The following is a 14,253-nucleotide window of genomic DNA, read 5'->3' as shown; positions in this document are numbered from 1 at the left end:
AAACGAGTTTTAGGAGGTTACAATTGTCCCGCTTTACCCTGCGAGTGCTCTGGCTAGAACAAAACGTGGCAATTGCGGTTGATCAAATTGTTGGCAAAGGGACAAGCCCCCTCACCTCCTATTTCTTTTGGCCGCGCACCGATGCTTGGGAACTTCTCAAGGCGGAGTTAGAGAAGAAATCTTGGATTACGGAAGCAGAGCGCATTGAACTCCTCAACCGTGCCACCGAAATCATTAACTACTGGCAAGAGGAAGGCAAGAATCGCCCCGTCAGTGAAGCGCAAAAACGCTTTAGTGATGTTAATTTTGTAGGCACGGCTTAGCCCGCTGTCATCTCTGGGAAAATAATTACCAGTTTGAGGAGAAATACCGATGGGAGTCGTTTTGTATCTTCTTATTGTTGCGGGCGTCATCGCCTTGGCGACAATTTTGTTTCACACCCTGCGCACGGTGAAGCTGATTTAGCCCCGTTTACCCCCTTGCCCTTGTAGCCCCCATAGTCTGTACAGAGAGAGAGTCTTCGTGTCCCACGCTGTTACCCTAATTCGCGGCGACGGTATTGGTCCGGAGGTTGCCGCTGCTGCCCGTAGAGCCATTGATGCCACGGGCGTCAAAATTGACTGGGTGGTGGTGGATGCCGGCATAGAGATGATGGAACGCTACGGCACGCCCTTGCCCGAAGAGGTTCTGGATGCCATCAAAAGCACAAAAACTGCTCTCAAAGGGCCGATTACCACGCCCGTGGGGACAGGCTTTCGCTCCGTGAACGTTGAGATCCGCAAACGTCTCAATCTCTATGCCAACCTGCGGCCGGCCAAGTCCATTCACGGGGTGAAAAGCGCCTTTCAAAACATTGACCTCGTCATTGTTCGCGAGAATACCGAAGACCTCTACGCCGGAATTGAGTTTGAATACACCAGTCCCGAAGCAGCCAAAGCCCGTGCCTTTTTGAGTGATCTCTCGGGTAAGCCCATTCGTGAGGATGCGGCTATTGGCGTCAAGCCCATTTCCGTCCTAGGGAGCGATCGCATTGTTGAGTTTGCTTTCAAATACGCCAAGGCCAACGATCGCAAGAAAGTAACAGCCGTTCACAAGGCCAACATTATGAAATTCACCGATGGCCTTTTCCTCGAACGTGCCCGCGAAATTGCTACCCGTTACCCCGAAATTGCCTTTGAAGATCGCATCGTAGATAACATGTGCATGCAGTTGATGCAGAAGCCCGAACTCTACGATGTGATGGTGATGCCAAACCTCTACGGTGACATCCTCTCGGATCTCTGCGCAGGGATGATTGGCGGCCTGGGGGTGGCTCCTGGTGCCAATATTGGCGATGAGTATGCTGTTTTTGAAGCGATTCACGGTTCCGCCCCCAAGTATGCGGGTCAAAACAAAGCCAATCCCACCGCCTTAATTCTCTCAGGGGTGTTGATGCTGCAACACCTTGGGGAAACGGAAGCAGCGCGGCGTCTGCAAGCCGCTGTTGAAAAGGTGATTGGTGAAGGGCGATTTGTTACCTACGATTTGGCCGCTCCAGACCAAGAACCGGTGGGTACCCAAGAGATGGCCGCTGCGATTGCCGAGTGCGCCGCGCCCTAGCCAACCAGAAGATTTTCCTCTGGGTATTGCACATTAGAAGGCTGCGGATCGCCGATAATTGCTGCCATTAGCAGCAGGATTCCCACCCGTCCAGCATACATGGTCATAATCAACACCAGCTTGGAAAAGATTGTCAGATCACTGGTGATGCCAGTTGAAAGACCAACGGTGGCAAAAGCAGAAACAGTTTCAAAAAGAATGTTGATAAAATTCTGGTGGGGATCCGCGATCGCAATCAGGGTGGTTGAAATCAGCACCGTAAACATAGAGCCAAAGGCCACTGCCACTGCCTTCATGATCAGCGAGGGAGGCACCTGGCGGCGGTAGAGCAACACCACTTCTTTCCCCTGCAGCGCCGACTTGGTAATCCCGGCCAAAATCCGCAACGTGGTTGTTTTAATGCCCCCTGCGGTGCCCCCAGGACTGCCGCCGATAAACATTAGGGCAATCAAAATAAATAGCCCACTATTGCTGAATTCACCAATGTTGACGGTATTAAAGCCCGCCGTCCGCGCGGTAACCGACTGAAACCACGCCAAGAGGAGCTTTTGATCCAAAGAAAAACGACCGTACCGCTCCGGCGATTGCATCTCCGTCAGGAAGAGCAACACTGTTCCTAGGATGAGGAGAATGGCCGTGGTACTGGTCACAATCTTAAAATTGAGGCTAAACGTCATTTGGCTGGCCTTGCGAATCAAATAGGCGGGCTTACCCCAGTGGCGCAGATGCTCTCGCAGCCAAAGGTAGAACTCAAAGATCACCTCATAGCCAATGCCACCAAAAATAATGAGCAGTGGAATCACCAAATTCAAAGGCACAGAGGTTTGATACCCCACCAGATTATCGCTAAAGAGACTAAACCCAGCATTGTTCCACGCACTAATGCTGTGAAAGACGGCCAGCCAAAGGGCCTGTGGATCACTAAAGTCTTGGCGAAAAATCAGCCACAGTAAAAAGGCACCCGTCAGCTCAAAGAGAAAAGTTAAGCCCAAAATCGAGCGCACCAGTTGCCGTGCCCCCTGGATGCTTCGCCGATCCAAAGCTTTCTGTACCGCGATTTTTTGCCGCAGATTAAACTTTCGCCCCAGCAAAATAATCAAAAACGTGGTGGCCGTCATATACCCCAGACCACCGACTTGAATCAGCAGCAGAATCACCAGTTGGCCGAAGGGAGAGAAATGGGTTGCCGTATCAACAATAATGTGGCCGGTCACACAAACTGCCGATGTTGAGGTAAATAGGGCAACAATGAAAGGGTTCCACTGCCCATTACTGGTGGACCAAGGCAGACACAAAAGGAACGTCCCCAGCGTAATCACCGCCAAAAATCCGAGGCAAATTGTCCGTGGAACCGTCAGCATTAACGAATACGTATCCAAAAGACCTGAGGCTAATCTACCGCAGGATTGTATTAGCAACAATCGTTCTAGACACAACAAAGCCCCGGCTTGCGGTTCCAAATCGGGATGACAGGATTTGAACCTGCGACCCTCTGCTCCCAAAGCAGATGCGCTACCAAGCTGCGCTACATCCCGATAATTCATTTCTATCCTACCACTGAATTCTCCGCACAATAGGGCAGGGACGCTTAGAATCAAGAAAGGAGCTTTTCATTTTGTTAAGGTTGCCCTCGCTGGTATGACCGACGTCCCCGTTTCCCACATTCGCAATTTCTCGATTATTGCCCACATTGATCACGGCAAATCCACCCTTGCCGATCGCCTACTGCAATTTACGGGCACGGTGGATCCCCGTGAAATGAAGGAACAGTTTCTCGACAATATGGAACTGGAACGGGAGCGGGGAATTACGATTAAGCTACAGGCCGCCCGCATGACCTACACCAGTCGCGATGGCGAAACGTATATTTTGAACCTGATTGACACCCCCGGCCACGTGGATTTTTCCTATGAGGTGTCGCGATCGCTGGCCGCCTGCGAAGGAGCACTCCTTGTCGTGGATGCCTCCCAAGGGGTAGAAGCACAAACGCTGGCCAATGTCTATCTGGCGTTGGAGCACAATTTAGAGATTATTCCTGTCCTCAACAAGATTGATCTGCCCGGTGCCGAGCCGGAGCGCGTAAAAGCCGAAATTGAAGAGATTATTGGTCTCGACTGTTCCCAAGCGGTTCTCGCTTCCGCCAAGGAGGGAATTGGCATTGAGGAGATTCTGGAATCCATTGTCCATTTGGTGCCACCCCCCCGCGATACGGTGGATCAACCCCTGCGGGCCTTGATTTTTGATAGCTACTACGATGCCTACCGCGGTGTAATTGTTTATTTTCGGGTCATGGATGGGGTAGTGCGCAAGGGCGATCGCATTCGCTTGATGGCCTCCGGCAAAGAGTACGAAATTGACGAACTAGGTGTTCTTGCCCCCGATCAAAAACCTGTGGACAGTCTCCATGCTGGGGAAGTGGGCTACCTAGCCGCCGCCATTAAAGCCGTTGGCGATGCCCGTGTTGGCGACACGATTACATTGGCCCAAAACCCGGCCAAAGAGCCTCTGCCGGGTTACACTGAGGCCAAACCAATGGTCTTTTGTGGTCTCTTTCCCACCGATGCAGACCAGTTTGAGGATCTGCGGGAAGCCCTTGAAAAATTGAAGCTCAACGATGCTTCCCTCCACTACGAACCGGAAACCTCCAGTGCCATGGGCTTTGGCTTTCGCTGTGGTTTTTTGGGGCTGCTGCACATGGAAATTATCCAAGAGCGGCTGGAGCGGGAATACAATCTAGACTTAATCATTACCGCCCCTTCGGTGGTCTATCGCGTCACCACTACCAAAGGGGAAGTCCTAACCATTGATAACCCCAGCCTGTTGCCGGAACCCCAATACCGCGAAAAAATTGAGGAACCCTACGTTCAACTGGAAATGATTACCCCCGAAACCTATGTGGGCACGCTCATGGAATTGGCACAGTCACGGCGGGGCATCTTTAAGGATATGCGCTACCTGACCCAAGGGCGCACCACGTTGGTCTATGAAATGCCCTTGGCAGAAATTGTTACCGACTTCTTCGACGAAATGAAGTCGCGATCGCGGGGCTATGCCAGTATGGAATACCACCTGATTGGCTACCGTCCCAACGATCTGGTCAAGTTGGATATCCTCATCAACAATGACCCGGTGGATTCCTTGGCGACCATTGTGCACCGCGATAAGGCCTACTATGTGGGCCGTGCTCTTGTCAGCAAACTCAAGGATCTGATCCCACGCCACCAGTTCAAAATTCCCATTCAAGCCGCCATTGGCTCCCGCGTGATTGCCAGTGAAAGTATTCCTGCTTTGCGTAAGGATGTCTTGGCCAAGTGCTATGGCGGTGATGTCACCCGCAAACGCAAGCTCCTAGAAAAACAAAAGGCCGGTAAAAAGCGGATGAAAGCAATTGGGCGCGTGGATGTGCCCCAAGAGGCCTTTATGGCGGTATTGCGACTTAAGAATGAATAGGAGGTTCAGGATGTCTCAACGGTCATCGGGGAAATGGGTGGCAATCGTCACCGGTGCAATTTCCCTGTTACTCGGCATGGGTTATTTGGTGTTAGTTCAACTCCTGGATTGGCGCGGCGACTGGCAACCTGCTCCTTTGGGAGTACTGCGATCGCTCCTGTCTTAGAACCGTTTAGGTAAGTGGGGATAGTTACCACGAATTGTAAAGCGTACATGATTGAGGGCTAAATCTCCAAGGCGTAGCCCGCGATCGCGATAATGCGTGGTGTGAATGCTCCGCTCATGAGTCTTGGCGTGCATAAAGGGAGTATGCACGGCTAAATTTTCACACCCAATGTAGGGGACACTGAGGCAACACTGCTCTCGACCCGTCTCATCAACACAGTGGATGTAACTGGATTTTTGACAGGCTGCATAAATGGCACCATCCACCACTACGCCATAAATGGGATAGCGGCACTCCAGTACTTTTTCCACCTGCTAGTTAGGGAGATAACAGCGATAGAGCCACGCGTGGCGACAAAACCAGAGGGTTATACAGGCAGAGGCCATAGGCTTGACATCCTCCCTGCCCTGTTAGCCGGCTCCTGCGCAGCGGTAGGGCGAGGCTTGCCGCCCAGCGGGTCATGATCAAGGGCTTGGGAGTTGAAAGATTCCCCCTAAACCTCTGCCGGTGTGTCGGGCATAGACAGCCAATACCCTACTCAACCGCCTGGGGCAATAGCTCACGTCGCGGTTGAGCTTGGATCTTCACTTGACCCGACTCGTCCACATCAATGAGGGCAGTATCCCCTTCGCGAATGCGGCCGGAGAGCATTTCTTCCGCCAAGGTGTCCTCTAGGAGGCGCATAATTGCCCGCCGCAGCGGCCGTGCCCCATAGCTGGGGTTATAGCCCTCCTCAATGAGCCGATCTTTGAAGCGCTCGGTCACTTCTAAGGTAATGCCTTTTTCAGTGAGGCGTGAGAATACTTCCTTGAGGAGGATGTCGGCAATTTGCTTGACCTCGTCCTTCGTCAATTGACGGAAGACAATGATCTCATCCAAGCGATTGAGGAATTCAGGGCGGAAGTACTGCTTCAGTTCCTCATTCACCAAGGAGCGAATGCGGTTGTATTGTGATTCGGCAGCATTCTCCGTGCCAAACTCAAAGCCAAGGCCGGCCGCCCCTTTCTCGATCACCTTCGAGCCAATATTGGAGGTCATGATCAAGAGCGTATTCTTGAAGTCCACGGTGCGCCCTTTAGAGTCGGTGAGGCGACCATCTTCAAGGATTTGCAGCAGGAGGTTAAAGACATCGGGGTGGGCTTTCTCAATTTCGTCAAAGAGCACCACCGTGTAGGGACGGCGTCGCACAGCCTCGGTAAGTTGACCGCCCTCGTTGTAGCCGACATAGCCGGGGGGCGAGCCAATGAGCTTGGAGACCGTATGCCGCTCCATGTATTCGGACATGTCTAGGCGAACCATTGCCTCTTCGGAGCCAAAGAAGTAGGCGGCCAAGGCTTTCGCTAGCTCGGTTTTACCCACACCCGTCGGCCCAGAGAAGATAAAGCTAGCAATGGGACGGTTGGGGTTTTTTAGACCCACACGGGCACGGCGAATGGCACGGGAGATGGCTTTCACCGCTTCATCTTGGCCAATGACCCGTTGGTGCAGGGTCTCCTCCATGTGCAGCAGTTTTTCCGACTCGCTTTCGGTGAGCTTGCTGACGGGTACCCCCGTCCAAGAGGCAACAATGTGGGCAATGTCCTCTTCGGTAACCACGGGAGTTTCTTCCTCACCGCTCGCCAGTTCCGCTTTTTTCTGCTGCGCAATAGCGCGGATTTGCGCTTTCAGTTCCATTTCGCGATCGCGCAATTCACCGGCTTTGTCAAAGTTTTGGGCGCGCACGGCATCATCTTTTTCCTTAAGCACTTGCCGCAGTTCGCGATCCAGTTCCTTAGCCGCAGGGGGCAATTGCGAGTTAATCAGGCGCACCCGTGAGCCAGCTTCGTCAATGAGGTCAATCGCCTTGTCGGGCAGATAGCGATCGCTAATGTAGCGGTCGGACAGCTTCGCTGCTGCTTCGAGGGCTTCATCGGAAATTTTCAGCTTGTGGTGCTTCTCGTAACGTTCCCGCAGGCCATAGAGAATTTCAATGGTTTCCTCCACGGAGGGTTCGCCCACCATTACCGGCTGGAAGCGCCGCTCCAAAGCAGCATCCCGCTCAATGTGTTTGCGGTACTCATCCAGTGTGGTGGCGCCAATGCACTGCAACTCACCGCGCGCCAAGGCGGGTTTGAGGATATTGGCGGCATCAATGGCGCCTTCGGCAGCCCCAGCGCCAATCAGCGTGTGCACCTCATCAATCACCAAGATCACGTTCCCCGCTTGGCGGATCTCATCCATGATCTTCTTCAACCGCTCTTCAAACTCACCGCGGTACTTGGTGCCTGCCACCAACAGACCAATATCGAGGGTAACTACCCGTTTGTCTTCAAGAATGTCGGGGACATCTTTATTGGCAATGCGCTGTGCTAAGCCTTCGGCAATGGCGGTTTTACCCACCCCCGGTTCACCAATCAGCACGGGGTTATTTTTGGTGCGGCGACCAAGGATTTGAATCACCCGCTCAATTTCTTTTTGCCGACCCACAACAGGATCTAATTTGCCTTCGATCGCCATTTGGGTAAGGTTGACCCCAAACTCGTCCAGCGTTGGCGTTTTGGTACGTCCTTGGCTAGCACCGGCCGTTACTTCTGCGGTTTCACCCAGCATGCGAATGACTTGGGTGCGCACCTTGGAAAGATCAACGCCGAGATTTTCAAGAACCCGTGCTGCTACCCCTTCGCCTTCGCGAATCAGACCCAACAGGAGGTGCTCAGTGCCAATGTAGTTGTGCCCCAACTGACGGGCTTCTTCAAGGGAGAGTTCCAACACTCGCTTGGCGCGGGGGGTAAAGGGAATCTCCACCGCAACAAAACCAGACCCACGGCCAATAATTTTTTCCACTTCAATGCGGGCGTCTTTGAGGTTCACACCCATGGAACGTAGAACCTTTGCTGCCACACCGGTACCTTCACCAATGAGTCCGAGGAGAATTTGTTCGGTACCGACAAAGTTGTGGCCGAGGCGGCGTGCCTCTTCCTGTGCCAGCATGATGACTTTAATGGCTTTTTCTGTAAACCGTTCAAACATGACCCTTCCCCTAATGGCTCCTGCGTGCTGGTAACACTCATCTTAACACGTCCACTTTGGCGTGTTTTTGTATGCCAACTTACTATCACTGTAAATGTTGACTCATTTTTTTGCAGGTGCGGTTGCCCGTATTTTGATTGAGATTTTGCGGGCTAGCCTGTGGCAAAATTCCATTGATCAATGGATCAGCCGCTTGAGGACAAAAGGCGATAGACTACATTTGCTGATGCCTAAAAATTTCCCCAATGGCTAGTTTATCGGATTTCCTTGCCGTTGACCCCTCCCAGCGCGCCCTCATTTTTGATATGGACGGCGTACTTTGCCACACCATGCCCTATCACCTTGAAGCTTGGCGCCTCTATGTGGAGCGCACCCCTGAACTGCGGCAGCAGATTAACCTTGAGCATCTGCGGCAAATGGGGGGTAAGCGCAATGCCGAACTTCTCCCTGAACTCCTTGGGCGAGCGGTGACTGAAGCGGAAGTAGAACGTTGGGGTGCAGGCAAAGAGGCCGTTTTTCGGGAGCTACTGGCACCCCATTTGGAACTGTTGCCGGGGCTGTTGTCCTTTCTGAAAAGCGCCAAGGAGAAAGGCTATCGCTTGGGTCTAGGCACCTCTGCCTGCGCTGCCAATGTGGAGTTGGTGCTCTCCTGCGAGGGGGTGGGGGGCTTTTTCGATGCGGTGGTGATGGAGCAGGATGTGCAACGGGGCAAGCCGGATCCTGAATGCTATCTCCTAGTGGCGGAGCGATTGCAGGTGTTGCCGCAGCACTGTCTGGTCTTCGAGGATGCGGTGGCAGGGGTGCTGGCGGCGGTGCGGGCAGGGATGCTTTGCTGGGGGGTCATGACAACGCAATCGGAGGCGGCGCTGCAAGACGCAGGAGCAGAAGTCTGCATCGAGGATTTTACGGATCCGCGCCTTCGGCAACTATTGTCCTAGGGCATTTTCGGCGATTATGGGTACTGGTGCGTTAGGAATCCACCACCTTGGGCGTTGATCTGCGCAGTTATGTCTATCTTGACTCCATCCAACCGCAACACGCGGCCTACTTGGGCACGGTGGCGCAGGGATTTTTGCCTCTACCGGGAGACTGCTCCCTTTGGGTGGAGATTTCACCGGGCATTGATGTGAATCGCCTTTTGGACATTGCCCTGAAGTCTGCGGTGGTGCGGCCGGGGGTCTTGTTTATTGAGCGACTCTATGGGCTGTTGGAGGTGCATTCGGGCAATCAGGGGGAGGTGCGAGCCGCAGGACAAGCGATTTTAGATGCCATTGGCGCTCGGGTACAGGATTGCTTGCGACCCCGGGTGATTTCCAGTCAGGTGATTCGCAACATTGATGCCCACCATACTCAACTCATTAACCGCTCGCGGCGGGGCAATATGATTTTGGCGGGGCAAACCCTCTATGTGTTTGAAGTTGAACCCGCAGCCTATGCCGCCCTGGCTGCCAATGAAGCTGAAAAAGCAGCACTCATTAATATCTTGCAGATTTCAGCGGTGGGCAGCTTTGGCCGCCTCTTTTTGGGCGGGGCCGAACGGGATATTCTGGCGGCGGAACGGGCGGTCTTAGCAGCCATGGAACGCTTACCGGGGCGCGAGAGTCTTAGCGATCGCCGGGAGTAACCTCTGCATGTTTTTTTAACTTTTGCTCCAGACAGGGTAGAAAAGGACAGGGGTCACTCTCTTGGAGTTGAGAGAACCCTCGCCAGTCAAAGCTCTGCCAGTTAAAAGGGGCTTGGTGGGCGGCAGCGAGCCACAGGAAACGCTTGGCACGGGTCATGGCCACATAGAGCAGGCGGTATTCCTCGGCAGTTTTGGCTTCTTTGGCTTTTTGATAGGCGGTTCGCCAGTCAGGAAGTTGTTTCTGATGGCCATAGGCACGCAGTTGCCATCGCACTACCTCCGTAAAATCTACCTCCGGGTTAAGGAACTTGGCATTGGCAGCCACCCAACTCTCACCGGGGAGAGTTCTTGCTTCCAAAAAGGGGATAAACACAGCATCCCAGTCCAGCCCCTTGGCACGATGCATCGTCATAATCGTCACCTGCCCCGATCGCACCAGGCGGCTATGGAGATCCTCCATCTCAACAGCGTCAAAGCGATCCGCTGCCACCAACTCCTGCCAATGGGGATGAATCCGTTCCCACAGTTGCGTCGGTTCCTGCTGTGCCAAGTGGCAGATCAGGCGATCGGTGGTGGCCAATTCAGCAGCATCGTAGTTCAACTCTTGAGCGCAGTACGTGATCAAGGGAAATAGCGACAGCTCTAGGCGGGCTTTGAGGAGACGTTGACAGTAGTGCCGTGCCTTGAGCACCGGCTCCTCGGCAGGGGGGTCTAAAGGACCGGGGTAGAGAAACACCTCCGGTTGGGCGGCCAAGCGATCCAAATTTTGGGGTGGAATACGTTTGCGCTCCTGCAGCACAGTGAGGGCAGCTTTGACGGCTTCGGGAGAATAGGGACAGTGGAGAAAATAAAGAATGTCCAGCAATTCCTTGGGGACTTGCGATCGCCGTTCGATGCCCGACACATCGAGAATGGGAATTCCTTGAGCGGCAAGGTCAGTATCAATGTTGAAGCTAGAGGGCGATCGCAATAGATCTGCAATGAATTCTCCTTGGCGGTTGATGCGCACCAGCACGGCGATTGAGGCCTCAGGATGGTCTGCCAATACTTGGGAAATGCGGGCTGCCAGCTCTCTGACGGTCTCAAAAACGGTTGCCGGTCGGGCAACTTCTACGCCCTTTCCCCAAGGGTCTGGGTTTGCCCCCGGCTGCGGATCGGTGGGGGAGACGACCTGAATTGCTTGGTTACGAAAGGGAAGTTCTTGGTGTTTGAGGATATGATTGCCCCATCGCACCAAAAAGTTGGCCGCTCTAATTACCAGGGGGGTGGATCGCCCCGCTTGGGTCATGGTGTAGAAGGCCTGCTTTTGGGCACACTTGTCACAGAATTCATTAAAAAAGAGCGGGTCTGCCGCTGTAAACGTGGAGTTAATGGCTTGATTGGGATCCCCTACCCGTACAAAATTGACTTGTCCTGTGGTGCTGTCCTCGGCTAGAAGTTGCAGTAAGCGCGATTGCAAGGGGGTCGAGTCTTGAGCTTCATCCTCAAAGACGGCATACACCCGCTGCTGCCATTCTTCGCGGCACTGGCGATCGCCCTCTAGGAGTTGCACCGCTGCCAGAATCATTTCATCGTAGTCAATTTGCCCCCGCTGAGCCAGATGGTGCTGGTACAGTTCCAAAAGGTCAGCGCCAATCTCTAGGAAAGGGTAGGGTTCAGGTTCTGCAGGATTTTGGGCGCGAAGCTCCTGAGACAACTGCCGCAGATCATTGGGCGTCAACGCCATACTGCGGGCACTGCGAATCACTGTTTGTGCCAACTTCACCAAGATGTCGGTTAAAAGAGCACTTCTGCGGCCATCGTGTTCCACATCACTCAGCGGGCTGGTGTCGCAGCCTTGAATCAGCTGTTCTAGGAGCTGGGGGTGAGATCGCGCCCATTCCTTGACACAGGCAGCACACAGGCGTTGCTGTTCATGCTCACTGATTAAATTTTCACCATTCCAGCGCAGAGCTACCATGGGATGACTGGTGGCAATTTTTAATGCCAAACTGTGGAGTGTCTGCACACTAAAGCCATTGCGGGGTAACCCCATCTGACGCAAATACTTGCGAATCCGTGCCTTGATATTGGCAGCAGCCGAACGACTGTAGGTCACCACCAACAGTTGCCGCTGTTGATGGAGCTTTTCGCGGGCAATGGCGATCGCCGCTCCCACAGCCATACCATGGGATTTGCCCGCGCCGGGCACTGCCGACACCGCCAAAAGACCCCCCTCCCATTGGCTAATTTCCTTTTGGCCGGGGCGGAGGGTTTGCACAAGTTGATTGGCATTGGGGGGAAGTAACGACAAGTTCATAGGAAGACTGTCGAAGGGCTAAAGATTGATTAAAAAACCGGCTTCTCTCCAATGAATACCGAAAAATCGTACCACCTACGACTTGTTGGCGAGTCAATAGTATTCACCTAGGGGTCTTGATTTAATTTAATTTATGTAATTATGCAGCTCATTTATCGCGGGGTTAAATACAAAACCTCTGACCAGCCCATTTCCCTTGTGGAATCGGGCAGCCAGGGTCTCTATCGGGGCGCCCAAGGGATAGGCCACAAAGCGGCTCAACCTGTTCCTCGGCCCAATCATGTCCTCTGCCGGCGGAGAGTTACCTACCAAACAACGGCGTTCCAGTTGCTGCAACCGCTGGGCTTCCCCAGCACAAGCGCGACTCCTCGGCCGAAGGCCATTGCCGTGCCATTCCTAAAACGCTTGAGCGGCGGCTTCAGGTGGCTGGCAGCCAAGGCAACGGGAACCTCATCAGTCTATTGGAAGAGGAGTGGCAGCAATTTGCCGAAGATTGGATCACCGAAACCTAAACTGTGGTGCCGTTGGTAACAGCGGCGTTTTTTTCTTTGTGATTCCCCTTTTCTTGGCGAAAAGCGGTTGCTTGGGCAAAGGCGGCTGCTGCCCGCTCGCGATCGCCCAAGGCCTCATAGGCACGTCCTAGTCGTTCCGCTGCAATCTCCCGCACATAGCCCAAGGGAAAAATCATCTGTTTGCTATAGCCATCGGTGCGCCCCAGCTCGAGGCAGTACTCAAAGTAGGCCGTTGCCCCCAATGGCAATCCCAAAGCCATAAGCCAACACCCCGCCAAATCATTGAGGGGAGGATAGGTGGGAAACCAGACTAAACTTTGCTGACACAGGAGTTGCAAGGTTTCGTGATCTCCCTCCGCGAGTAAGCGCCGCCCCAGTTGATGGAGAATTTCTGGCAGTGCTCCGGGGGCATTCTCCGGCAGTTGGCCGGTGAGAAGGTGGGGCAAGAGTCGCTCAAAAAGTTCTTGGTAGCACTCCTCAGCCGCCGTGGGGTTATTCACCGCGTGGTACATATCCGCCAAGGCAAAAAGGAGATGCAAAGGCAGACCTTCACTGGCGCGAATGCGCTCCAAAATCGGGATGTTGCGATCGCGTATCTTGGCTTGAATTTGTGCGGGCTGATAGCCGTAGTGATCAATGCGCAGGGTTTCCAGAAAACCAATGGTCAGTGGTTCTCCTGCCGTGGACACCAACTGCTCATGGAAGCGTCCCCGATAGCGCAGTGTGGGCAGGTTGCGAAAAAGTCGCACAATGGCAAAGTCAGAAAATTGTTGCCCTGTGCCGATTTCCCGCCGTAGGAGTTGGTAGGCAGTGAAAGTCTTGCCCTCTAGCTGTTGCCCTAGGGGCACAGGCGGCTCCTGCAACGTCACCAGCACTTCATCGGCATCAATGACCAAAATCCACTCACCCGTAGCCTGTTCTAGGGAGTAATTGCGGGCGGCGGCAAAATCATCCTGCCAAGGGAAATGAAAAATGCGCGCTTTGAACTGGCGGGCGATCGCGATCGTCTCATCCGTTGACCCCGTATCAACCACAACGATTTCATCTACCCAAGGCTGAACACTGCTCAGACAGCGGGCTAAATGAGCTGCCTCATTTTTGACAATCAGACAAGCACAGACCCGCACCATCTACAGCAGCTTTTCAAGTTGCTGGCGCAACTGATTCAGTTCACTTTCGGAAAACTCACTCTCGGCAGCGGGGGGAACACGATTTTCCCGTTCCCAGTCTGTTTCTTCGACATTGCGCTCTGGGGGCGCCAAAAAGAGACGCTCCGCATCGTTGGTCGGCACAAATCCTTCGGGAACCAAGTGACAGGTGTAGCCTGAGGATTCGCAAAATTCTTCGATTTCCTTGGCATCAATGGGGACAACGCTGGGGGGATGAAAATCCTGGGCCTCTAGGAGCATGGCATAGCGACTGGCATCGTCTTCACTTTCAAACATGAGAATCAGGTTGCGATCGCCCAGCTGGAGAGAATGAATGCCCTCATTTTCAGTCCCTGGGTTGTAGAGCAACACGTAAACGCGCATGATGCCTCGCCAATCAAATCTCAACAGCGATTATAACGATTTTGGTTCCCCAAGCCCTAAGA

Annotated in this window: 12 protein-coding genes, 1 tRNA gene and 1 pseudogene; 7 read left to right on the top strand and 7 right to left on the bottom strand. The window is 53.5% G+C overall.

Annotation, left to right across the window (positions count from 1 at the left end; translation table 11 throughout):
• Positions 1-23 precede the first annotated feature (23 nt).
• Together Q0711_RS04410 and Q0711_RS04405 are read left to right on the top strand one after the other, a co-directional pair.
• Positions 24-323 (top strand): 30S ribosomal protein PSRP-3, encoded by a 300-nt coding sequence (locus Q0711_RS04410; RefSeq protein WP_298613086.1) that lies wholly within the window; start codon positions 24-26, stop codon positions 321-323.
• 199 nt (positions 324-522) lie between these two features.
• Positions 523-1,599, top strand: a complete 1,077-nt coding sequence (locus tag Q0711_RS04405) for an isocitrate/isopropylmalate dehydrogenase family protein (protein ID WP_298613085.1) — start codon at positions 523-525, stop codon at positions 1,597-1,599.
• On the opposite strand, the gene Q0711_RS04400 is transcribed toward Q0711_RS04405, so the two are convergent.
• Both Q0711_RS04400 and Q0711_RS04395 read right to left on the bottom strand, forming a co-directional pair.
• A complete protein-coding gene (locus Q0711_RS04400) occupies positions 1,596-2,960 on the bottom strand; it encodes a TrkH family potassium uptake protein (protein ID WP_298613084.1) in 1,365 nt (454 codons plus the stop codon). The two genes, Q0711_RS04405 and Q0711_RS04400, sit on opposite strands and share 4 nt — an antisense overlap.
• A gap of 100 nt (positions 2,961-3,060) precedes the next feature.
• A tRNA-Pro gene (locus tag Q0711_RS04395) sits at positions 3,061-3,134 on the bottom strand.
• A 103-nt stretch (positions 3,135-3,237) separates the two neighbouring features.
• Here Q0711_RS04395 and lepA point away from each other — a divergent pair.
• Together lepA and Q0711_RS04385 are read left to right on the top strand one after the other, a co-directional pair.
• Positions 3,238-5,049, top strand: a complete 1,812-nt coding sequence (lepA, locus tag Q0711_RS04390; protein ID WP_298613083.1) for a translation elongation factor 4 — start codon at positions 3,238-3,240, stop codon at positions 5,047-5,049.
• Positions 5,050-5,059: 10 nt separating this feature from the next.
• Positions 5,060-5,215 (top strand): hypothetical protein, encoded by a 156-nt coding sequence (locus Q0711_RS04385; RefSeq protein ID WP_298613082.1) that lies wholly within the window; start codon positions 5,060-5,062, stop codon positions 5,213-5,215.
• Here the strand turns inward: Q0711_RS04385 and Q0711_RS04380 are convergent.
• Positions 5,212-5,526, bottom strand: a complete 315-nt coding sequence (locus Q0711_RS04380; protein WP_298616964.1) for a hypothetical protein — start codon at positions 5,524-5,526, stop codon at positions 5,212-5,214. The two genes, Q0711_RS04385 and Q0711_RS04380, sit on opposite strands and share 4 nt — an antisense overlap.
• Positions 5,527-5,749: 223 nt before the next feature.
• Positions 5,750-8,224 (bottom strand): ATP-dependent Clp protease ATP-binding subunit, encoded by a 2,475-nt coding sequence (locus Q0711_RS04375; RefSeq protein ID WP_298613080.1) that lies wholly within the window; start codon positions 8,222-8,224, stop codon positions 5,750-5,752.
• Between the two features lie 245 nt (positions 8,225-8,469).
• Between Q0711_RS04375 and Q0711_RS04370 the strand changes: the two genes are divergently transcribed.
• Complete coding sequence (locus tag Q0711_RS04370) at positions 8,470-9,162, top strand: HAD family phosphatase (protein WP_299041753.1); 693 nt, start codon at positions 8,470-8,472, stop codon at positions 9,160-9,162.
• A gap of 47 nt (positions 9,163-9,209) precedes the next feature.
• Positions 9,210-9,848: a hypothetical protein gene (locus tag Q0711_RS04365; protein ID WP_298613078.1), complete on the top strand. Its 639-nt coding sequence runs from the start codon at positions 9,210-9,212 to the stop codon at positions 9,846-9,848.
• On the opposite strand, the gene Q0711_RS04360 is transcribed toward Q0711_RS04365, so the two are convergent.
• The gene (locus Q0711_RS04360) at positions 9,829-12,147 is read right to left on the bottom strand and encodes an ATP-dependent helicase (RefSeq protein ID WP_298613077.1); all 2,319 of its coding nucleotides are present in this window, start codon (positions 12,145-12,147) and stop codon (positions 9,829-9,831) included. The genes Q0711_RS04365 and Q0711_RS04360 overlap by 20 nt on opposite strands.
• Before the next feature lie 141 nt (positions 12,148-12,288).
• On the opposite strand from Q0711_RS04360, the pseudogene Q0711_RS11660 reads away from it, so the two are divergent.
• Positions 12,289-12,444 (top strand): annotated as a pseudogene (locus Q0711_RS11660) (DUF4278 domain-containing protein); the annotation flags it as partial.
• Between the two features lie 211 nt (positions 12,445-12,655).
• Here the strand turns inward: Q0711_RS11660 and Q0711_RS04355 are convergent.
• Together Q0711_RS04355 and Q0711_RS04350 are read right to left on the bottom strand one after the other, a co-directional pair.
• Positions 12,656-13,789: a glycosyltransferase family 2 protein gene (locus Q0711_RS04355; RefSeq protein WP_298613076.1), complete on the bottom strand. Its 1,134-nt coding sequence runs from the start codon at positions 13,787-13,789 to the stop codon at positions 12,656-12,658.
• On the bottom strand, positions 13,790-14,191 hold the full coding sequence (locus tag Q0711_RS04350) for a DUF3110 domain-containing protein (RefSeq protein ID WP_298613073.1): 402 nt from the start codon (positions 14,189-14,191) through the stop codon (positions 13,790-13,792). It abuts the gene before it with no gap.
• Positions 14,192-14,253 lie beyond the last annotated feature (62 nt).

This window comes from uncultured Thermosynechococcus sp., assembly GCF_937958135.1.
GTDB lineage: Bacteria > Cyanobacteriota > Cyanobacteriia > Thermosynechococcales > Thermosynechococcaceae > Thermosynechococcus.
Note: the sequence above shows the minus strand (reverse complement) of the source record. Positions and strands in the feature narration are given on the sequence as shown.